Source organism: Methylobacterium sp. Leaf465 (genome assembly GCF_001424705.1).
Classification (GTDB): domain Bacteria; phylum Pseudomonadota; class Alphaproteobacteria; order Rhizobiales; family Beijerinckiaceae; genus Methylobacterium.
The window spans coordinates 118,708-139,048 of the sequence record NZ_LMRA01000034.1; the positions used below are offsets into that span (position 1 = coordinate 118,708).

The 20,341-nt window shown below is 70.1% G+C and carries 15 protein-coding genes; 3 read left to right on the forward strand and 12 right to left on the reverse strand.

Annotation, left to right across the window (positions count from 1 at the left end; genetic code table 11):
• Positions 1-6: 6 nt before the first annotated feature.
• From aceE to ASG51_RS15705, 6 genes are all read right to left on the reverse strand, one after another.
• The gene (aceE, locus tag ASG51_RS15680; protein WP_056381793.1) at positions 7-2,670 is read right to left on the reverse strand and encodes a pyruvate dehydrogenase (acetyl-transferring), homodimeric type; all 2,664 of its coding nucleotides are present in this window, start codon (positions 2,668-2,670) and stop codon (positions 7-9) included.
• A 437-nt stretch (positions 2,671-3,107) separates the two neighbouring features.
• On the reverse strand, positions 3,108-3,836 hold the full coding sequence (locus ASG51_RS15685) for an amino acid ABC transporter ATP-binding protein (protein WP_056219417.1): 729 nt from the start codon (positions 3,834-3,836) through the stop codon (positions 3,108-3,110).
• Positions 3,837-3,968: 132 nt separating this feature from the next.
• Complete coding sequence (locus ASG51_RS15690; RefSeq protein ID WP_056218418.1) at positions 3,969-4,661, reverse strand: ABC transporter permease subunit; 693 nt, start codon at positions 4,659-4,661, stop codon at positions 3,969-3,971.
• Between the two features lie 40 nt (positions 4,662-4,701).
• Complete coding sequence (locus tag ASG51_RS15695; RefSeq protein WP_056381795.1) at positions 4,702-5,424, reverse strand: amino acid ABC transporter permease; 723 nt, start codon at positions 5,422-5,424, stop codon at positions 4,702-4,704.
• Positions 5,425-5,794: 370 nt separating this feature from the next.
• Entirely contained in the window at positions 5,795-7,111 is a 1,317-nt protein-coding gene (locus ASG51_RS15700) for an MFS transporter (protein ID WP_056381796.1), read from the reverse strand.
• Between the two features lie 160 nt (positions 7,112-7,271).
• Positions 7,272-8,015 (reverse strand): YggS family pyridoxal phosphate-dependent enzyme, encoded by a 744-nt coding sequence (locus ASG51_RS15705; RefSeq protein ID WP_056351799.1) that lies wholly within the window; start codon positions 8,013-8,015, stop codon positions 7,272-7,274.
• A 244-nt stretch (positions 8,016-8,259) separates the two neighbouring features.
• On the opposite strand from ASG51_RS15705, the gene leuS reads away from it, so the two are divergent.
• From leuS to holA, 3 genes are all read left to right on the forward strand, one after another.
• Positions 8,260-10,866: a leucine--tRNA ligase gene (gene leuS, locus ASG51_RS15710; RefSeq protein ID WP_056381798.1), complete on the forward strand. Its 2,607-nt coding sequence runs from the start codon at positions 8,260-8,262 to the stop codon at positions 10,864-10,866.
• A gap of 412 nt (positions 10,867-11,278) precedes the next feature.
• On the forward strand, positions 11,279-11,830 hold the full coding sequence (gene lptE, locus ASG51_RS15715) for an LPS assembly lipoprotein LptE (protein WP_056276722.1): 552 nt from the start codon (positions 11,279-11,281) through the stop codon (positions 11,828-11,830).
• 13 nt (positions 11,831-11,843) lie between these two features.
• Complete coding sequence (gene holA, locus ASG51_RS15720) at positions 11,844-12,872, forward strand: DNA polymerase III subunit delta (RefSeq protein WP_056218436.1); 1,029 nt, start codon at positions 11,844-11,846, stop codon at positions 12,870-12,872.
• Between the two features lie 13 nt (positions 12,873-12,885).
• On the opposite strand, the gene ASG51_RS15725 is transcribed toward holA, so the two are convergent.
• The 6 genes from ASG51_RS15725 to rho all read right to left on the reverse strand — a co-directional run bounded on the left by ASG51_RS15725 (position 12,886) and on the right by rho (position 20,131).
• A complete protein-coding gene (locus ASG51_RS15725; protein ID WP_056219423.1) occupies positions 12,886-13,785 on the reverse strand; it encodes a ParB/RepB/Spo0J family partition protein in 900 nt (299 codons plus the stop codon).
• 72 nt (positions 13,786-13,857) lie between these two features.
• Positions 13,858-14,706, reverse strand: a complete 849-nt coding sequence (locus ASG51_RS15730) for a ParA family protein (protein ID WP_056218438.1) — start codon at positions 14,704-14,706, stop codon at positions 13,858-13,860.
• A complete protein-coding gene (gene rsmG / locus ASG51_RS15735) occupies positions 14,703-15,341 on the reverse strand; it encodes a 16S rRNA (guanine(527)-N(7))-methyltransferase RsmG (RefSeq protein WP_056381800.1) in 639 nt (212 codons plus the stop codon). Before rsmG ends, ASG51_RS15730 begins: the two co-directional genes overlap by 4 nt.
• The gene (gene mnmG, locus ASG51_RS15740) at positions 15,331-17,211 is read right to left on the reverse strand and encodes a tRNA uridine-5-carboxymethylaminomethyl(34) synthesis enzyme MnmG (protein WP_056381803.1); all 1,881 of its coding nucleotides are present in this window, start codon (positions 17,209-17,211) and stop codon (positions 15,331-15,333) included. Before mnmG ends, rsmG begins: the two co-directional genes overlap by 11 nt.
• Before the next feature lie 116 nt (positions 17,212-17,327).
• On the reverse strand, positions 17,328-18,644 hold the full coding sequence (mnmE, locus tag ASG51_RS15745; protein ID WP_056381804.1) for a tRNA uridine-5-carboxymethylaminomethyl(34) synthesis GTPase MnmE: 1,317 nt from the start codon (positions 18,642-18,644) through the stop codon (positions 17,328-17,330).
• Between the two features lie 146 nt (positions 18,645-18,790).
• Complete coding sequence (rho, locus tag ASG51_RS15750) at positions 18,791-20,131, reverse strand: transcription termination factor Rho (RefSeq protein ID WP_056218446.1); 1,341 nt, start codon at positions 20,129-20,131, stop codon at positions 18,791-18,793.
• Positions 20,132-20,341: the final 210 nt, after the last annotated feature.

Below are 20,341 nucleotides of genomic sequence, written 5' to 3' on the forward strand. Positions count from 1 at the left end.
CCGGAATCAGACGGTCCAGGGTGCCGGTCGGTCCGTGTCGATGCCGTACTTGGCGATGGCGTCCGCCACGGTCTGGGCCGGGATCACGCCGTCCTCGGCCAGGCTGTGCAGGGCCGCCACCACGACCCAGTGCCGGTTGACCTCGAAGAAGTCGCGCAGGCGGGCCCGGTAGTCGGAGCGGCCGAAGCCGTCGGTGCCGAGCACGCGGTAGCGTCCGGGCACCCAGGTGCGGATCTGGTCGGCGAACAGGCGCATGTAGTCGGTGGCCGCGATGACCGGGCCGGTGCGGCCGGTCAGGCAGGTCTCGACATGGGAGAGGCGCCGGCCCTCCAGCGGGTGCAGGAGGTTCCAGCGCTCCGCCGCCATGGCGTCGCGGCGCAGCTCGGTGAAGCTCGGGCAACTCCAGATGTCCGACGCGATCCCGAAATCCCGCTCCAGCAGCTCGGCCGCGGCGATGACCTCCCGCAGGATGGTGCCCGAGCCCAGGAGCTGGACCCGGTGGCCCTGGGTCGTCTCCTTCGGGCCGTCCTTGAAGAGGTACATGCCCTTGATGATGTCGGCCTCGGCGCCCTCCGGCATGCCGGGGTGCTCGTAGTTCTCGTTCATCACGGTGATGTAGTAGAACACGTCCTCCTGCTCGGCATACATCCGGCGCAGGCCGTCCTGCACGATCACCGCCACCTCGTAGGAGAAGGTCGGGTCGTAGGAGACGCAGTTCGGGATGGTGGACGAGATCAGGTGGCTGTGGCCGTCCTCGTGCTGCAGGCCCTCGCCGTTGAGGGTGGTGCGCCCCGCCGTGCCGCCGATGAGGAAGCCCCGCGCCCGCATGTCGCCCGCCGCCCAGGCGAGGTCGCCGACCCGCTGGAAGCCGAACATCGAGTAGTAGACGTAGAACGGGATCGTCGGCGCGTTGGAATGCGAGTAGGAGGTCGCGGCCGCGATCCAGGACGACATCGCCCCCGGCTCGTTGATGCCCTCCTGGAGCATCTGACCGTTCTTGTCCTCCTTGTAGTACATGAGCTGGTTGGCATCCTCCGGCCGGTAGAGCTGGCCGACCTGGGAGAAGATGCCGAACTGGCGGAACATGCCCTCCATGCCGAAGGTGCGGCTCTCGTCGGGCACGATCGGCACGATGCGGTTGCCGATGTTCTTGTCGCGCAGCAGCGTGTTGAGGATGCGCACGAAGGCCATGGTGGTGGAGATCTCGCGGCCCGCGGTCTCCTTGAGCTGGGCCGAGAAGGCCGAGAGCGGCGGGATCTCCAGGGCCTGCGAGGTGCGCCGCCGGGCCGGGAGCGGGCCGCCCAGGGCTTCCCGCCGCGCCATCAGGTAGCGGTGCTCGGGGCTGCCCTCGGGGAACTTGATGAAGGGGATCTCCTTCAGCTGGTCGTCGCTCAGGTCGATCTGGAAGCGGTCGCGGAACTGGCGCAGCACCGCCTCGCCCATCTTCTTCTGCTGGTGGGTGATGTTCTGGCCCTCGCCGGACTCGCCCATGCCGTAGCCCTTGACCGTCTTGGCGAGGATGAGGGTTGGCTGGCCCTTGTGCTTGGAGGCGGCGCTGTAGGCGGCGAAGACCTTGCGCGGGTCGTGGCCGCCGCGGGTGAGGCGCCAGATGTCGTCGTCGCTCATGTCGGCCACCAGGGCCGCGGTCTCGGGGTAGCGCCCGAAGAAGTGCTCGCGGATGTAGGCGCCGTTCTTCGACTTGAAGTCCTGGTACTCGCCGTCGACGCATTCCTCCATCAGGCGCGCCAGCATGCCGGTGCCGTCGCGCTGGATCAGGGCGTCCCAGCCCGAGCCCCACAGCACCTTGATGACGTTCCAGCCGGCGCCGCGGAAATCGGCCTCGAGCTCCTGGACGATCTTGCCGTTGCCGCGCACCGGGCCGTCGAGGCGCTGCAGGTTGCAGTTGATGACGAAGACGAGGTTGTCGAGCTTTTCCCGGGCCGCGAGCGCGATGGCGCCGAGGCTCTCCGGCTCGTCCATCTCGCCGTCGCCCATGAAGGCCCAGACCTTGCGGCCGTCCGTCTGCGCGAGGTTGCGGTGGTGCAGGTAGCGCAGGAAGCGCGCCTGGTAGATCGCCATCAGGGGGCCGAGGCCCATGGAGACGGTGGGGAACTGCCAGAAATCCGGCATCAGCCAGGGATGGGGATAGGACGACAGGCCCTTGCCGCCGACCTCCTGCCGGAAGCCGAGGAGCTGGTCCTCGGTGAGGCGGCCCTCCAGGAAGGCGCGGGCATAGACGCCCGGCGAGGAATGGCCCTGCACGTAGATGAGGTCGCCGCCGTGGCTGGCGTCGGCCGCCCGCCAGAAGTGCATGAAGCCGGTGTCGTAGAGGGTCGCGGCCGACTGGAAGCTGGCGATGTGGCCGCCGAGCTCGGACGAGTCCTTGTTCGCCCGTAGGATGATCGCGATGGCGTTCCAGCGGATAGCCGAGCGGATGCGGTGCTCGATCGCCCGGTCGCCGGGATGCGGGTCCTGCTTCTCGGGCAGGATCGTGTTCAGGTAGGCGGTGTTGGCAGAATACGGGACGGGCGCGCCCTTCTTGCGGGCCCCGTCGATCACCTGCTCGATCAGGTAGTGGGCCCGCTCCGGCCCGTCGACGTCGAGGACGCCGTCCAGCGAATCGAGCCATTCCTGCGTCTCGACGGGATCGAGGTCGCGGTTCCGCTCCATGGCATCCTCCTTGATTTTTCAGCGGCTCTCGTCGTCCGCCCTTTGGCTGGCCACGCTTCAGCGGCGTTCGTGCGTCGGCAGCGTGCGTTCGCCAGCAGCGTTCGTGCCAACTCCACCCAATCGCTTTTCGCGTTGTCTGGCAACGGCTTCGCCTGAACCGAAGGTTTTTGGTCTGCGATATTTGTTACGGGTTTGAATTTTTTTGTCTGGCTTTCCAGACCGGGGCCGACGGCGTTGGCCCGCGAGGGGGCGACGCAGCGCTCGGACAGCAGGGCCGGGACCGTCCGGGTACCGGACGATCCGCCCGCGCAGGGGAGCGCCCGGCGGGGCGAAGCCGAGTCGAAACGACGACGAGCCGGTTCCGTCTCGGCGGAACCGGCTCGTGCGAGCGCCGGGGGCATGGGAGCGTTCGGGGCGCCGGACCCGGCGCGCGGCCCTCAATGCACCAGGATCTTCGACAGGAAGTTCTGGGCGCGCTCGGAACGGGCGTTGGCGAAGAAGTCCTCCTTGGTGGCGTCCTCGACGATCTCGCCCTTGTCCATGAAGATCACGCGGTTCGCGACCTTGCGGGCAAAGCCCATCTCGTGGGTGACGCACATCATGGTCATGCCCTCGCGGGCGAGCTGGACCATGACGTCGAGCACCTCGCCGACCATCTCGGGATCGAGGGCCGAGGTCGGCTCGTCGAACAGCATCACCACCGGGTTCATGGCGAGCGCCCGGGCGATGGCCACGCGCTGCTGCTGGCCGCCCGAGAGCTGGCCGGGAAACTTCTTGGCATGGGCCGAGAGGCCGACCCGGTCGAGGAGCGCCAGGCCCGTCTTGAGGGCGGTGTCCTCGTCGCGCTTGAGCACCTTGCGCTGCGCCAGGGTCAGGTTCTCCGTGATGGAGAGGTGCGGGAACAGCTCGAAGTGCTGGAACACCATGCCGACCCGGGCCCGCAGCTTCGGCAGGTTGGTCTTCTTGTCGTGTACGGGCGTGCCGTCGACGACGATCTCGCCCTTCTGGAAGGGCTCGAGGGCGTTGACGCACTTGATCAGGGTCGACTTGCCGGAGCCCGAGGGCCCGCAGACCACGACCACCTCGCCCTTGTTCACGGCGGTGCTGCAATCGGTGAGGACCTGGAAGTCGCCGTACCATTTGCTGACGGACTTCATGGTGATCATGGGCCCCGTGGTCACGGGGGCCTGGGCGGTGTTGAGCGACGTGGGGTTGGGCGACGTGGTCATGGCGGAAATCCTCGTCTGGGGTGCGGCGACGCCTCGTCCGGGGGAGGCCTGGACAGGGGAGGCCGGGCGTCAGCGGATGATGGCGATCTTCTTCTGGAGGCGGCGCACCGCCAGGGAGGCCACGAAGCAGACCGCGAAGTAGACCACGGCCGCGAACAGGTACATTTCCACGAGGCGGCCGTCGCGCTGGGCGATCTTCGAGGCCGCGCCGAGGAAGTCGGTCACCGAGAGGACGTAGACCAGCGAGGTGTCCTGGAAGAGGACGATGGTCTGGGTCAGCAGGATCGGCGTCATGTTGCGGAACACCTGGGGCAGGATCACGCTGCGCATCGAGGCGAAGTAGGTCAGGCCCAGCGCCGAGGCCGCCGCCGCCTGCCCCTTGGGGATCGACTGGATGCCGGCGCGCATGATCTCGGAGAAGTAGGCCGCCTCGAACAGGGTGAAGGTCACCAGCGACGAGGTGAAGGCGCCCACCGTCATCGGCCGGTCGGCGCCCGTGACCCACTGCCCGAGATAGGGCACCAGGAAGTAGAACCAGAAGATCACCAGCACGAGGGGCAGCGACCGCATCAGGTTGACGTAGCCCTTGGCCACCAGCGGGATCACCGGGATGCTGGAGAGCCGCATCATGGCGATGAGCGTGCCGAGCACGATGCCGCCGATGGCGGCGAGCGCCGTCAGCGTCAGGGTGAAGCGCATGCCGTCCAGGAACAGGTACGGCAGCGCGGAGGTGATGACGGAGAAGTCGAAATTCGCGAGCATCGCGGCGATCCTTGAGGATGAGGAGGCGGAGGGCGGACCCTCAGCGATGGCCCGGGACGGCGACGCGGCGCTCGATCCAGCCGGAGGTGAAGATCACCACGACGTTGATCAGGACGTAGAGGACGGTGGCGGCGGTGAAGGCCTCGAACACCTGGAACGAGAATTCCTGCATGGCGCGGGCGCGGGCGGTGAGCTCGAGCAGGCCGATGGTGAGGGCGACCGAGGTGTTCTTGAGGTTGTTGAGGAATTCCGAGGTCAGCGGCGGGAGGATCATCCGGTAGGCGCTGGGCAGGAGCACGTAGCGGTAGGTCTGGTAGACCGTCAGGCCCATGGCGGTGCCGGCCATCTTCTGGCCGCGCGGCAGGGCCTGGATGCCGGCGCGCACCTGCTCGGCGACGCGGGAGGCGGTGAAGAAGCCCAGGCACACCACCGCCGTGTAGAACGGCGCGTTCGGCAGCTGCTTGATCCAGCCGCCCCAGGATTCGGGCAGCACCTCCGGCAGGACGAAGTACCAGAGGAACATCTGCACCAGCAGGGGGATGTTGCGGAACAGCTCGACGTAGGTCGTGCCGAGGGTGTTGGCGACCTTGGAAGGCAGGGTCCGCATCACGCCGATGAGCGAGCCGAGGAAGAAGGCGATGACCCAGGCGCAGAGCGCCGTCACCACCGTCCACATCAGGCCCGAGAGGAGCATGTCCGCGTAGGTCCCGGTGCCTTCCGGGGAGGCTTCGAAGAAGATGCCCCAGTTCCAGTTGTAGTTCATCGCGTCGTCGTCCCCTGTGATCGGGCATCCGGGCGAGCGCCCGTGGCAGGCATGCGGGCGCGCGCCCGTGAATGTGGCGGTGCTGTGTCGGACAGTGCCGAGACCTTGAGCGGAAGGTCCAGGGCCTTGAGGGTCGCGCCCCGGTCCCACACTGACATTTCCAGAGATTTGCTGCTTTTCCGGGCATCCCCCGGCGCAGGCCATGCGACGGCCGTCGCCCCGCCCCACGGGGGCGGCGCGGCGGCCTTCCGGCGATTCGGCCGGGCATGGAGGGGGTTGGGACGGATCGGTCGGGACCCAGGGCGGCACATCGGTGCCCGTCCCAAGCATCATCCGGACCAGAGCCTACAGGGGCAGGCCGGCCCCCGGCTCAGGCGCGGGCGGGTGTGGCCGCGGGAACACCCTGCGGGGCCGGCCGGCCCAGGGTGAGGATCAGCCCGGCGGCGGCGAGGCAGAGCGCCCCGGCGGCGAAGAAGGCCGGCAGGTAGCTCGCGAGTTCGGTCCGCGACAGGCCGGCCCCGTAGGCGATCGTCGCCGCGCCGAGCTGGTGGCCGGCGAAGACCCAGCCGAAGACGAGGTTGGCGCGCTCGCGCCCGAACCGCGCCGCGGTGAGCCGCACGGTGGGCGGCACCGTGGCGATCCAGTCGAGGCCGTAGAACACCGCGAACAGCGACAGGCCCACGAAGGAGAAGTCCGAGAACGGCAGGAACATCAGCGAGAGGCCGCGCAGGCCGTAGTACCAGAACAGGAGCCAGCGGTTGTCGTAGCGGTCGGAGAGCCAGCCCGAGGCCACGGTGCCGATGAAGTCGAACACGCCCATGGCCGCGAGCACGCTGGCCCCCTGCACCGGCCCGATGCCGTAATCGGCGCAGAGGGGGATGAAGTGGGTCTGGATCAGCCCGTTGGTGCTGGCCCCGCAGATGAAGAAGGTGGCGAACAGCACCCAGAACACGCGGGTGCCGGCGGCGTCCCGCAGGGCGGACAGGGCGCCGTTCGCACTCGGTCCCGGCATGGCCGGGGGCGCGAGGGGACGGGTCTCGCCGTAGGGCGCGAGCCCGAGATCCTCCGGCCGGTCGCGCATCAGGGCGAGGACGCCGAGACCCGCCGCGAGGAGGAGCGCGCAGATCACCAGGAGGGCGGCGCGCCAGCCGAGCGCCTCCGTGAGGGCGGCCAGCAGGGGCAGCACGACGAGCTGCCCGGTGGCGGAACTGGCGGTGAGGAGGCCGACCACGAGGCCGCGCGATCGCGAGAACCAGCGCGTCGCCACCGTCGCCCCCAGCACCAGGGCGGTGAGCCCCGTGCCGATGCCCACCACCACGCCCCAGAGCAGGACGAGCTGCCAGACCCGGGTCATGCTTAAGGAGGCCAGCAGGCCGCCGGCGATGAGCGCCAGGGCCAGGAGCACGATCCGGCGCGGGCCGTAGCGGTTCATCAGGGCGGCGGCGAAGGGGCCCATCAGACCGAACAGGATGAGGCGCACGGCGAGCGCCGAGCCGATCGTCGCCGTGTCCCAGCCGAACTCCTTCTGCAGGGGCAGGATCAGCACCCCGGGGGCCCCGACGGCGCCCGCCGTCACCAGCATGGTCAGGAAGGTCACGGCGGCCACCGCCCAGCCGTAATGGACGCCGCGGCGGGCGAGGCCCGCCGCGACGGCGTCGGAGAGGCGAAGGGTGGGGTCGGTGGCCATGGCGCATCGCTCCGGAGCGCCGGCTGCCGAGGCGCTGCGCCCTCCATAGGGGCATGGACACGGATGAGCCAAGGGGCCCGGTCCCGCCGGCCCGGCCCGAGCGCGCTCGCGGCCTTGGCCGGCGCCCTGGCGGTGGACCGCGCCGGTGCGAGGCGGCGCCCTAGTCCCTGCGCGGGCGGGCGCCGAAGATCGCGGTACCGACCCGGACATGGGTCGCGCCCATCTGGATCGCGGCGGGGTAGTCCGCGCTCATGCCCATGGAGAGGATCGGCAGGTTGTGGCGCTCGGCGATCCGGGCCAGCAGGGCGAAGTGCGGCGACGGCGGCGCCTCGGCGGGCGGGATGCACATCAGCCCCTGGATCGCGAGGCCGTGGGTCTCGCGGCACTCCGAGAGCAGGGTGTCGACCTGGGCCGGGGAGATGCCGCCCTTCTGCGGCTCGTCGCCGGTATTGACCTGGATCAGGAGCTTGGGCGCCCGTCCGACCCGCGCGATCTCCTTGGCGAGCGCCGCCGCGAGGGAGAGCCGGTCGAGGCCGTGGATGACGTCGAACAGCTCCACCGCCTCCCGGGCCTTGTTGGATTGCAGCGGGCCGACGAGGTGGAGCTCCACATCCGGGAAGCGCTCGCGCAGGGCCGGCCACTTGGCCTTCGATTCCTGGACGTAGTTCTCGCCGAACAGGCGCTGCCCGGCCTCGAGCGCCGGCAGGATGCCCGCGGCGGGAATCGTCTTCGACACCGCCACCAGGGCGACCGAGGCGGGGTCGCGCTCGGCATCCTCGGCCGCCTGGGCGATCTGGTGGCGCACCGCCGCGAGCCCGGCCACCACGTCGGCGGCGTTCGGGGGGGGCGGGGCGGCGTGGGGAGCGGCTTCGGGAGCGGCGTCGTCGGAGACTGTGTCGGCCATGCTGCCTCGCAGGGAAGGGGTTCGGTGAACCGGTCGGCCCGGGAACTACCATCCCGGGCGCGGGCCGCGAAGGACAACGCGCATCGCGCCGACGCGGCCCCCGCGACGCGGCTCCCCCGGCGGGCGGGACGACCCGATCCGTGTTGACCCCTCCCCTCCCCGTGGTAGTCCGGCCCTCAGCCTCTCAGGGCGCGCCCGCACCGTGCGGGGCGCGCCCCTCACCCCCAAACCCCGGCGCCGGCCCATGACGACCACCCCCGCCCCCAAACCCGCTCCCGAGCGCTACAACGCCAAGGAGACAGAGCCGCGCTGGCAGCAGGCGTGGGATGCGGCGGCCATCTACGCCACGAAGAACGACGATCCGAAGCCGAAATACTACGTGCTGGAGATGTTCCCCTACCCGTCGGGGCGCATCCACATGGGCCACGTGCGCAACTACGCCATGGGCGACGTGGTGGCGCGCTACAAGCGGGCGCGGGGCTTCAACGTGCTGCACCCGATGGGCTGGGACGCCTTCGGCCTGCCGGCCGAGAACGCCGCCATGGAGCGCAAGGTCAACCCGCGCGACTGGACCTACGCCAACATCGCGACGATGCGCGGCCAGCTCCAGAGCATGGGCCTGTCGCTGGACTGGAGCCGGGAGATCGCGACCTGCGACCCCGACTACTACAAGCACCAGCAGCGCATGTTCCTCGACTTCCTGGCCAAGGGTCTGGTGACGCGCCGCACCGCGAAGGTGAACTGGGACCCGGTGGACCACACGGTGCTGGCCAACGAGCAGGTCATCGACGGGCGCGGCTGGCGCTCGGGCGCCCTGGTGGAGCAACGCGAGCTGACCCAGTGGTTCTTCAAGATCACCGATTTCGCCCAGGATCTCTACGACGCCCTCGACGGCCTGGAGCGCTGGCCCGAGAAGGTCCGGGTGATGCAGAAGAACTGGATCGGCCGCTCGGAAGGGCTGGAGGTCCGCTTCGCCCTGGAGGCGCCGCCGGCCCATGTCGACCCCGAGGTGAAGGTCTACACGACGCGGCCCGACACCCTGTTCGGGGCGAAGTTCCTGGCCATCGCCGCCGACCACCCGATCGCCGCCGCCCTGGCCCCGGCCCACCCGGCCCTGCAGGGCTTCATCGAGGAATGCCGGCGCACGGGCACGGCCCAGGCCGCCATCGACACGGCGGAGAAGCTCGGCTTCGACACCGGCCTCACGGTCCGCCACCCCCTCGACCCGTCCTGGCTGCTGCCGGTCTACGTCGCGAACTTCGTGCTCATGGACTACGGCACCGGCGCGGTGTTCGGCTGCCCGGCCCACGACCAGCGCGACCTCGACTTCGCCAACAAGTACGGGCTCGGCAACACGCCCGTGGTCTGCCCGGAGGACCAGGACGCGGCCAGCTTCGTCATCACCGACACCGCCTATGACGGCGACGGGCGGATGATCCACTCGCGCTTCCTCGACGACATGACCACGGACGAGGCCTTCCACGCCGTGGCCAACCGCCTGGAGGCGGAGATCCTCGACGGAGAGCCGGTGGCGCAGCGCAAGGTGCAGTTCCGCCTGCGCGACTGGGGCGTCTCGCGCCAGCGCTACTGGGGCTGCCCCATCCCGATCATCCACTGCGAGGCCTGCGGGCCCGTGCCGGTGCCGGTGGCCGACCTGCCGGTGAAGCTCCCCGACACGGTTTCCTTCGACGTGCCCGGCAACCCCCTGGAGCGCGACCAAGCCTGGCGCAACGTCCCCTGCCCCACCTGCGGGCAGCCGGCGCGGCGCGAGACCGACACCATGGACACCTTCGTGGATTCGTCCTGGTACTATGCCCGCTTCACCGCCCCCTGGCTGCAGGACGCGCCCACCGACCGCGCCGCGGTCGACCAGTGGCTCGCCGTCGACCAGTATATCGGTGGCATCGAGCACGCGATCCTGCACCTGCTCTACGCCCGCTTCTTCATGCGGGCGATGAAGGCCACCGACTGGTCCGGCGTCTCGGAGCCCTTCGACGGCCTGTTCACGCAAGGCATGGTGGTCCACGAGACCTACAAGGATGCGGCCGGGGCCTGGGTGCCGCCGGCCGACATCCGGATCTCGGCCGAGTCCGGCACGCGGGAGGCGTTTCACGTGAAAACGGCGGCGCCGATCACGATCGGCGCCATCGAGAAGATGTCGAAGTCGAAGAAGAACGTCGTCGACCCGGACGACATCATCGCCAGCTACGGCGCCGACACCGCGCGCTGGTTCATGCTCTCCGACTCGCCGCCCGAGCGCGACGTGATCTGGACCGAGGACGGCGTCCAGGGCGCGGCCCGCTTCGTCCAGCGCGTCTGGCGTCTCGTCTCCCTGGCGAGCACCGTGGCGGCACCGGAGGCCGCCGGCGACGCCGCCCTGCGCAAGGCCGCCCACAAGGCCCTGGCCGCCGTGGAGGAGGATGTGGAGCGCCTGCGCTTCAACCGCTGCGTGGCGCACATCTACACCCTTGCCAACGCCCTCGACGAGGCCCTGCGGGGCGGCGTCTCGCGGGCCGTCGCCGGGGAGGCGGCCGGGATCCTGACCCAGCTGATCGCCCCGATGATGCCGCATCTCGCCGAGGAATGCTGGCAGGCGCTGGGCCGCGACGGCTTGGCCGCGCAGGCGGCCTGGCCGGAGGTCGAGCGCGCGCTTCTCGTGGAGGACAGCGTCACCCTCCCCGTCCAGCTCAACGGGAAGAAGCGGGCGGACGTCACGGTGCCGCGCAGCGCCGACGTGGCGGCGGTCCAGGCCCTGGTCCTGGCCGACGAGGCGGTGCAGCGAGCTCTGGAGGGCCGTAGCCCGAAGAAGGTCATCGTGGTGCCGGGCCGGATCGTGAACCTCGTCGTCTGATCGAGGAGACCGCGCTCCGGCTTCCGGCGGGCGGAACGGAGCCTGGCACAGCGCCCGGCCTTCCCAACGCTGAAATTCGGTTCGGCGCGCGCGACGCAGCCCTCCTCCCCAGCGGATCTCGGGCCTGCCCGAGATCCATAGCGCTTGTGGGGAGGCGTTGGAGGCGGGGTGGTTGGGCGACCCTCGCGTTGCGGAGGCAAGTGGAACCGCCCCCACCCCCGACCCCGCCCCTTTAAGAGGAAGGGGGACGCCCACATTGTCCACACCCCCGGTCCGGCGACCATGATCCTGCCGGATAGGAAACGTAAAGCTTGGCGCGAATAGGCTGTCGTCGAACTCCGGTTCGCCGTACAGACGGGCAGGACGAGACAGCGGGACGGCAGCGGGCATGATGCGCTTGGCAAACGGGGCGATGGCGGTTCGGGTCGCGGCAACCGGTTCGGTCGGCCGGGCCGTGCGGGTCGCGGCCGTCGCCGCCCTGGCGCTCAACCTGTCGGCCTGCTTCCGCCCCCTCTACGGCCCCACCGCCTCCGGCGAGCCCATGGCCGCCCTCCTCGCCTCCGTCCAGGTGGACGACGTGGCGATGGCGCAGGGCCAGGAGCGCCTGGGGCATTACCTGCGCAGCGAACTCATCTTCGATCTCGACGGCTCGGGCCAGCCCTCCGCCAAGCGCTATCGCCTGAAGATGCAGGGCAGCGAGTCGGTGCAGACCCCGATCGTCTCCTCGCAGACCGGTCGCGCCGAGGCCGGCACCATCGTCGGAACCGTGAAGTACGCCCTGGAAGACCTGAGCGGCACGAAGATCATCAGCGAGGGCGTGGCGACCTCCACCGCCACCTACGACCGCTCGATCCAGCGCTTCGCCAGCCTGCGGGCCGCCCGTGACGCCGAGATCCGCCTCGCCAAGGTCCTGGCCGAGCAGATCAAGACCCGCATCGCCTCCGTGCTGGTGACGAAGCCCTGAGCGGGACGGGCGCGTGACCGCCGTCAAGGCCGGCGACGTCGACGGGCTGATCCGGCGCGGGCCCGATCCGCGCATCGCGATCCTGCTCGTCTACGGCCCGGATACGGGCCTCGTCTTCACCCGTGCCAAGGCCCTGGCGGAAGCCTTCGTCAGCGATCCGGGCGACCCCTTCGCCATGGTGAAGATCGACGGGGACGTGCTCGCCCAGGACCCCGGACGCCTCGTGGACGAGGCCGGCACGGTCGGGCTCTTCGGCGGCACCCGCACGATCTGGGTCCGCTCCGGCAGCCGCAACTACGCCCCCGCCGTCGAGGCCGCCCTGAAGGCCGAGATCCAGAACGCCCGCATCGTGGTGGAGGGCGGCGACCTCGCCAAGAGCGCGCCCTTGCGGACGCTCTGTGAGAAGTCGCCGAAGGCCCTCGCCCTGCCCTGCTATCCCGACGACGAGCGGGCCTTGGGCGACCTCATCGACCGCACCCTGCAGGACCAGGGCCTGCGCATCGCCCGCGAGGCGCGGGACGTGCTCGCCACCAGCCTCGGCGGCGACCGCGGCGCCAGCCTGTCGGAGATCGAGAAGCTCGCCCTCTACGCCCGTGGCCAGAGCCAGGTGAGCCTCGACGATGTCGAGGCGGTGGTCAGCGACGTCGCCGGCAGCGTGCTCAACACCCTGATCGATGCGGCCTTCGCCGGGCGCAGCGGCGAGGTCGAGCGCGATTATCGCCGCTTCCGCCACGAGGGCATGGATCCCTCGGTGATGCTCGGCTCGGCCCTGCGGCACGCCCTGACGCTCCTGGCCACGCGGCTCGCCGGGGAGGGGCAGAGTGCCAGCCTGATGGTGGCGAACTGGCGTGGCCTGCATTTCCGGCGGAAAGCCCTGGTGGAGACCCAGCTCGCCCGCTGGTCGCCCCCGGCCCTGCGCCACGCGATCCAGCTGTTGCAGGACTCCGTCCTAGCCTGCCGCCGCGCGGACCCGGACCTGGCCCACGCGCATGCCTCGAGCACCCTCCTGCGCATCGCCGGCGAGGCGGCCCGGCGGCGTTAGCGATCGGTCTGGCTCAGGCCTCCGCCTGCCCCAGGTTGAAGCGCTGGCACAGGGCTTCGAGCTCGGCCGCGTTCTCGTAGCGGATGCGGATCTCCCCCGCCCCGGCCACCTTCGACTTGACGGCCACCGTCATGCCGAGGGCGCGGGCCATGGCCTGCTCCAAGGTGCGGATCTCCGCATCCTTCTCGGCCGCGCGCCGGGGCCGGCCGGGGCGGGGGCCGTCGCCCTCCGGCACCTCGGCGGAGGCCAAGGCCTCGACCTCGCGGACCGACAGGCCCTCCTCCACAATCCGGCGGGCAACGCCCTCGGCATCCCGCACGGCCAGGAGCGCGCGGGCATGGCCGGCCGTGATCTCACCGGCCACGACCCGGTCCTGAATCGTCGGGGCGAGCTGGAGCAGCCGAAGGGTGTTGGCGAGGTGGCTGCGGCTCTTGCCGAGGATCTCCGCGAGCTCGCTCTGGCTGTACTGGAACTCGCTCATCAACCGCTCGTAGCCCGCGGCCTCCTCGATGGCGTTGAGGTCCGTGCGCTGGACGTTCTCCAGGATGGCAAATTCGAGGGAGGTCCGATCGTCGATCTCCACCGTGACCACCGGCACTTCGTGGAGCCCGGCCCGCTGGGCCGCGCGCCAGCGGCGCTCGCCGGCGACGATCTCGTAGGTGTCCGGCACGCCGGCCAGGGCCCGGACCACGATGGGCTGGATGATGCCGCGCAGCTTGATCGAAGCCGACAGCTCCTCGAGGTCGGATTCGTGGAAACGGCGACGGGGGTTGCGCGGGTTGGGACGCAGGAATTCCACCGCGACCTTGCGCTGCTCCTGCGACTTGCTCGCCGCGGCACTGTCATCGCCGAAATCGCCGATCAGGGCCGCGAGGCCGCGCCCGAGCCGGGGCCGCACCACATCATCCGCCATCGCCACCTGCTTCAACTCCGAACCTTCGGGAAACGCTTGTCACACACCGGGGGCAGGGGGCCCCCGCATCGGTCACGCGGCGACGGGCAGACGCCCCTCGCGCTGGATGATCTCGGAGGCGAGGCGCAGGTAGGCCTGCGAGCCCGCACATTTGAGATCGTAGAGCAGCACGGGCTTGCCGTGCGACGGCGCCTCGGACACGCGGACGTTGCGGGGAATCATGGTCTCGTAGACCTTCTCCCCCATGAAGCTGCGCACATCCGCCACCACCTGCGCCGACAGGTTGTTGCGGGGATCGAACATGGTCAGGACGATGCCCTGGATGGTGAGGCGCGGATTGAGGGCGCCCCGCACCTGCTCCACCGTGCGCAGCAGCTGGCTCAAGCCTTCGAGGGCGAAGAACTCGCATTGCAGGGGGACCAGCACCGCGTCGGAGGCCGCCAGGGCGTTGATCGTCAGCAGGTTCAGGGAGGGCGGGCAGTCGATCAGCACGTAGGTGACACCCGCCGTGGCGCCGACCTCGCCGACGCCCTTCAGCACGTTGCGCAGGCGATGGGCGCGGTCCGGCGCGCTCGCCATCTCCAGCTCCAGGCCGAGGAGGTCCATGGTGGAGGGGGCCACCATCAGGCGCGGCACCGCGGTGGGGATGCAGGCCTGCCCCAGGGACGCCTCGCCGGCGAGCACGTGGTAGGTCGAGACCTTGCGCTGGCGGCGGTCGATGCCGAGACCCGTGGAGGCGTTGCCCTGCGGATCGAGGTCGATCACCAGAACGCTCTCGCCGATGGCCGCCAGAGCGGTGCCGAGGTTGATCGCCGTCGTCGTCTTGCCGACGCCCCCCTTCTGGTTGGCCAGGGCCAGGATGCGCAGCGGCCGATCCGGATGCGCTCCGGTCGTCGGTACGGCAGTCGGATCGCTTGTCATGAATCCACGCGAGATAGGGTCGTGACGCGGACGATCCGCGCTTCCGACTCGGTTCGGCTCGGCACGAGATCGTAAACGAATCTCCACCGTTGCGCGGCCTCGGTCAATTCCGATTGGACATCCCGTCCTTTCGGAAACAGGCCGACCGTGCCGGTTGTCAACAGCGGCTCAGCCCAGGCGAGCAGCTGGGCGAGGGGGGCGAGCGCCCGGGCGCAGACCACCGCGGCGCCGCGATGCGCGCCGATGACCTGGTCGATCCGGGCGTTGTGCACCGTCGCCGGCGCGCCAGTGAGGCGCGCGGTCTCGGTGAGGAAGGCGCATTTGCGCGCATTGCTCTCGACGAGATCGACCCGAAACCCGGGACGCTCCCGGCCTGCGATGGCAAGGACGAGGCCGGGAAGTCCCGCCCCCGCACCGAGGTCCAGCCAGGTGTCGGCCTCCGGCACGAGCTCCCGAAGCTGGAGCGCGTCGGCAATGTGGCGGGTCCAGACGTCGGACAGGGTGGCCGGTCCGACCAGATTCTTGACCGTCTGCCAGCGCCGAAGCTGGTCGACATAGAGATCGAGGCGCTGCGCTGTTTCACGTGAAACACCCGCAGCGGCCAGGACCCGATCGCGGTCGCGATCAGCGGCCATGGATGGCCCCACGCTCGGCCCGGCGGGCATGGGCGGCGAGGAGCGTAAGGGCGGCGGGGGTCACGCCCTCGATGCGGGCCGCCTGCCCCAGGGTTCCCGGACGCACGGCTTCGAGCTTCAGCCGCATCTCGTTCGACAACCCGGGAATGCCCGCATAATCCAGGCGGATCGGCAGGGCCACGGCCTCGTCCCGGCGGAAGGCGGCGATGTCGGCCCGCTGCCGGTCGAGATAGACGGCGTAGGTGGCATCGGTGCAGAGTCGCTCCGCCACGCGGGGCGGGACCGCCGCGAGTTCCGGCCAGACCGCGCAGAGGCGCGCCCAGTCGATGTCCGGGTAGGACAGGAGCTGGAAGGCGCTGCGGCGGATTCCGTCCTGGTTGAGCGCGATGCCGGCGGCCCCGGCCTGGTTCGGGCTGAGACTCAGGCAGTCGAGCTGCGCGCGCGCGGCCTCGAGGGCCGTCTGCCCGGCGGCGAAATGCGCGGCGCGGTGCCGCCCGACGCAGCCGAGGGCGGCGCCCTTCGGCGTCAGGCGCTCGTCGGCATTGTCGATGCGCAGGGAGAGCCGGTACTCCGAGCGCGAGGTGAACATGCGGTAGGGCTCGCTCACCCCATGGGTAACGAGATCGTCGATCATCACGCCGAGGTAGGATTCGGCCCGGTCGAAGGTGGCGAGGGCCGAGCCGCCGGCGAGGCGGGCCGCGTTGATGCCGGCCACGAGCCCCTGCCCCGCCGCTTCCTCGTAGCCGGTGGTGCCGTTGATCTGCCCGGCCAGGAACAGGCCCGGCAGGCGCTTGGCCTGGAGGGTCGCGTCGAGTTCGCGGGGGTCCACGTAGTCGTACTCGATGGCGTAACCCGGCCGCAGGATCGCGGCACGCTCCAGCCCGGGGATCAGCCCGATGACGTCGCGCTGCACGCTCTCGGGCAGCGCGGTGGAGATGCCGTTGGGGTAGACGGTCGGGTCGTCCAGGCCTTCCGGTTCGAGGAAGATCTGGTGGCCCTCGCGATCGCCGAAGCGCACCACCTTGTCCTCGATGGACGGGCAGTAGCGCGGCCCCCGGCTGGCGATGCCGCCGGAATACATCGGCGAGCGGTGCAGGTTGGCGCGGATGAGGTCGTGGACCGCCTGGGTCGTGCGGGTAATACCGCACTGAATCTGCGGCGTGGTGATTCGCTCGGTGAGGGTCGAGAACGGGACGGGGTCCGCGTCGGCCGACTGCATCTCCAGGCCGGACCAGTCGATGGTGCGCCCGTCGAGGCGGGCCGGCGTGCCGGTCTTCAGGCGGCCGAGGGCGAAACCGGCGCGGTCCAGTGTCCGGGCCAAGCCCACGGACGGCCCCTCGCCAATCCGACCGGCGGGGATCTGGGTCTCGCCGATATGGATGAGGCCGCGCAGGAAGGTGCCGGTGGTCAGTACGACAGCGGCGCAGGGGAGGGTGCGCCCATCGGCCAGGATCACCCCCGAGACGCGTCCCCCGGCGAGGGCGAGGTCGGCCACCTCCCCTTCGATCACCGCCAGGTTCGCGGTCCCGGCGATGGCCGCCTGCATGGCGCGGGCGTAGAGCTTGCGATCGGCCTGGGTGCGGGGACCGCGGACCGCGGGACCCTTGCGTCGGTTGAGGAGCCGGAACTGGATGCCGGCCGCGTCGGCGACCCGCCCCATCAGGCCGTCGAGGGCATCGACCTCGCAGACCAGATGACCCTTGCCCAGACCGCCGATGGCGGGATTGCAGGACATGGCACCGATGGTGGCGGCCTGATGGGTCACGAGGGCCGTCCGCGCGCCGATCCGGGCCGCGGCGGCCGCCGCCTCGACGCCGGCATGGCCTCCACCGACGACGATCACGTCGTAGGAATCAGGGGTGTGGTGCATGGGATCGATTAAGCGGCTGGCGCGCCGATGGTCAATCGATGGTTCGACCACGGCGTGGTTTTCACGTGAAACCGCCGCCCCGTGGTCCCAGGGTCACAGGCCGGGGTCGACCGGGCTCACTTGCCGATGCAGAAGCCGGAGAACAGCCGATCCAGCATCTCCTCGACGCTCACATGCCCTGCCACTTCGCCCAGCGCGCGCACGGCGAGCCGGAGATCCTCGGCGGCGAGCTCGGGCAGGGCCGCCCCCGCCAGCAGGCGGTCGAGATCCTCGCGGCAGCGGGTCAGCCCCAGCCGGTGGCGTTCGCGGGTGATCAGGGCATCGCCGCTCCCGACTGCTCGGGAAGCCTCGGCCTCGATGGCCGCCAGCAATCCGTCCAGGCCCGCGCCGGTGATCGCCGAGATGCCGATCGCGCTCTCCGGCACGCCGACGGCAGGCTCGAGGTCGCGCTTGGTCCGCACGCGGAGCACTGGTCCCTCCGGCATCGGCTCGAGCGTGGTCGCCGGCGCGTCCGGGCCGTCGAGCATCACGACGAGGTCGGCCTGCCGCATCCGGGCCCGTGTGCGGCGGATGCCCTCCGCCTCGATGGCATCGCCCGCCTCGCGCAGGCCGGCGGTGTCGACCAGGATCACCGGCAAGCCGCCGAGGTCGCAGCGGACCTCAATGACGTCGCGGGTGGTGCCGGGGATGGCCGAGACGATGGCCGCCTCGCGCCGGCTCAGGGCGTTCAGCAGCGTCGACTTGCCGGCATTGGGTGGCCCGGCCAGGACCACGGTGAAACCATCCCGCAGGCGCTCGCCGCGCCGGGCATCGGCCAGGACCGTTGCGATCTCGTCGCGGATCGCGCGGGCCTTCTGCGCCAGGGCGGCGTCCAGGGCCGCGTCGTCGACGTCCCCTTCGTCGGAGAAATCGAGGGCCGCCTCGACGCCCGCGAGGAGATCGATGAGGCGTGCGCGCCAATCGGCCACCCGCCCGCCCAGGGCCCCATCGAGTTGGCGCAGGGCCTGGCGTCGCTGCGCCTCGGTCTCGGCATCGACGAGGTCGGCGATCCCCTCGGCTTCGGTGAGGTCCAGACGGCCGTTGAGGAAGGCCCGGCGGGTGAAGGCCCCGGGCTCGGCCGGTCGACAGTGCGGGATCTCGGCCAGGGCTTGCAGGACCGCGCTGCGAACGGCCAGGCCGCCATGCAGGTGCAGCTCCACCATGTCCTCGCCGGTGAAGCTGGCGGGGCCCGGCATCCAGGCGACGAGGGCCTGGTCGAGCGGCGTGCCGTCGGGGCTGCGCAGCGTGCGCAGGGACAGGCGGCGGGGCGGGGGGAGGGGGCCGGCGAGGGTGTATATCACCGCGGCCGAGGCCGGTCCGGAGATCCGGATGACGCTGACCGCCGATCGACCCGGGCCGGTGGCAGGCGCGTAGAGGGTGGGGGTTTCGGTCATCGGCGCGGCGCCCCGGACGCCAATCCCTGACGCGTCAGGCAATCATTAACCAGCTAACAAACTTATTTCAGCCGGAAATCTTCGAGCGGGCGAGGGCACCGACCGGACCCGTAGGCTGATGCCGCGCGGGTCCGGTCGGGTCGGTCTCAGGTGTTCATCGAGTCGAAGAAGTCGTTGTTGCTCTTGGTCTGGCGCAGCTTGTCCATGAGGAACTCGATCGCGTCGGTGACGCCCATCGGGTTGAGGATGCGGCGCAGGACGTAGGTCTTCTTGAGCGCATCCGGCGGCACCAGGAGCTCTTCCTTGCGGGTGCCCGAGCGGGTGATGTCGATGGCCGGGAAGATGCGCTTGTCGGAGACCTTGCGGTCGAGAATGATCTCGGAGTTGCCGGTGCCCTTGAACTCCTCGAAGATCACCTCGTCCATGCGCGAACCGGTGTCGATGAGCGCGGTGGCGATGATCGAGAGCGAGCCGCCCTCCTCGATGTTGCGGGCGGCACCGAAGAAGCGCTTCGGGCGCTGCAGGGCGTTGGCGTCGACGCCGCCCGTGAGCACCTTGCCGGAGGACGGCACCACGGTGTTGTAGGCCCGGCCCAGGCGGGTGATCGAATCGAGCAGGATGACCACGTCGCGGCCATGCTCCACGAGGCGCTTGGCCTTCTCGATCACCATCTCGGCGACCTGCACGTGGCGGGTGGCCGGCTCGTCGAAGGTCGAGGCGATGACCTCGCCCTTCACCGAGCGGATCATGTCGGTGACTTCCTCGGGGCGCTCGTCGATGAGCAGCACGATGAGGTAGCATTCCGGGTGGTTGATGGTGATCGACTGCGCGATGTTCTGCATCAGCACGGTCTTGCCGGTGCGCGGCGGCGCCACGATCAGGGCGCGCTGGCCCTTGCCGATGGGGGCGACGATGTCGATGATCCGCGGCGAGAAATCCTTCTTGGGGGGATTGTCCAGTTCGAGCTTGAAGCGCTGCGTCGGGAAGAGCGGCGTCAGGTTGTCGAAATGGACCTTGTGCTTGATCTTCTCCGGGTTCTCGAAGTTGATCGTGTTGACCTTGAGCAGCGCGAAGTAGCGCTCGCCGTCCTTGGGTCCGCGGATCGGCCCCTCGACGGTGTCGCCGGTGCGCAGGCCGAAGCGGCGGATCTGCGTCGGCGAGATGTAGATGTCGTCGGGACCCGGCAGGTAGTTCGAATCGGACGAGCGCAGGAAGCCGAAGCCGTCCTGCAGCACCTCGACGGTCCCGGCCCCGATGATCTCGACTTCCTTGGCAGCGAGCTGCTTCAGGATGGCGAACATCAGTTCCTGCTTGCGCATGGTCGAGGCGTTCTCGACCTCGACCTCTTCGGCGAAGGCGATCAGGTCGGTCGGCGTCCTGGACTTGAGGTCCTGGAGCTTGACCTCGCGCATGCCGTCGAGATCGGCGGCGACGATTCCGCCCTCGGCCGGGCTTTCCACGGGGAGGGTCTCGTACGGTGACGTCATGGGGGATTCAGAACCGGCGGGAAGGGCGAGGCGGGGCAGAGGGTCGGACAGGGCAGTCGGGGAGTTTGGTCGCCGGGCGCCGTTTCGGCGCCGATCAGTCGGTCCGTCCTGGGGAAAGACGGCTCCGCGCATCGTCTTGGCGGAGCCAGGGGCTCACGGATGCAACACGGCGTAACGAGGAGAGGCCTCAGCGGTAGCGCGTTTCCCGGC

Excerpts from the sequence above, each read along its gene's own strand:
- rho (WP_056218446.1), bottom strand. The coding sequence starts at position 20,131 with ATGACGTCACCGTACGAGACCCTCCCCGTGGAAAGCCCGGCCGAGGGC.
- ASG51_RS15705 (WP_056351799.1), bottom strand. The coding sequence starts at position 8,015 with ATGGCCGACACAGTCTCCGACGACGCCGCTCCCGAAGCCGCTCCCCAC.
- rsmG (WP_056381800.1), bottom strand. The coding sequence starts at position 15,341 with ATGGCCGCTGATCGCGACCGCGATCGGGTCCTGGCCGCTGCGGGTGTT.
- ASG51_RS15690 (WP_056218418.1), bottom strand. The coding sequence starts at position 4,661 with ATGCTCGCGAATTTCGACTTCTCCGTCATCACCTCCGCGCTGCCGTAC.
- ASG51_RS15725 (WP_056219423.1), bottom strand. The coding sequence starts at position 13,785 with ATGGCGGATGATGTGGTGCGGCCCCGGCTCGGGCGCGGCCTCGCGGCC.
- leuS (WP_056381798.1), top strand. The coding sequence starts at position 8,260 with ATGACGACCACCCCCGCCCCCAAACCCGCTCCCGAGCGCTACAACGCC.
- mnmG (WP_056381803.1), bottom strand. The coding sequence starts at position 17,211 with ATGCACCACACCCCTGATTCCTACGACGTGATCGTCGTCGGTGGAGGC.
- aceE (WP_056381793.1), bottom strand. The coding sequence starts at position 2,670 with ATGGAGCGGAACCGCGACCTCGATCCCGTCGAGACGCAGGAATGGCTC.
- ASG51_RS15695 (WP_056381795.1), bottom strand. The coding sequence starts at position 5,424 with ATGAACTACAACTGGAACTGGGGCATCTTCTTCGAAGCCTCCCCGGAA.
- ASG51_RS15700 (WP_056381796.1), bottom strand. The coding sequence starts at position 7,111 with ATGGCCACCGACCCCACCCTTCGCCTCTCCGACGCCGTCGCGGCGGGC.
- mnmE (WP_056381804.1), bottom strand. The coding sequence starts at position 18,644 with ATGACCGAAACCCCCACCCTCTACGCGCCTGCCACCGGCCCGGGTCGA.
- lptE (WP_056276722.1), top strand. The coding sequence starts at position 11,279 with ATGGCGGTTCGGGTCGCGGCAACCGGTTCGGTCGGCCGGGCCGTGCGG.
- ASG51_RS15685 (WP_056219417.1), bottom strand. The coding sequence starts at position 3,836 with ATGATCACCATGAAGTCCGTCAGCAAATGGTACGGCGACTTCCAGGTC.
- ASG51_RS15730 (WP_056218438.1), bottom strand. The coding sequence starts at position 14,706 with ATGACAAGCGATCCGACTGCCGTACCGACGACCGGAGCGCATCCGGAT.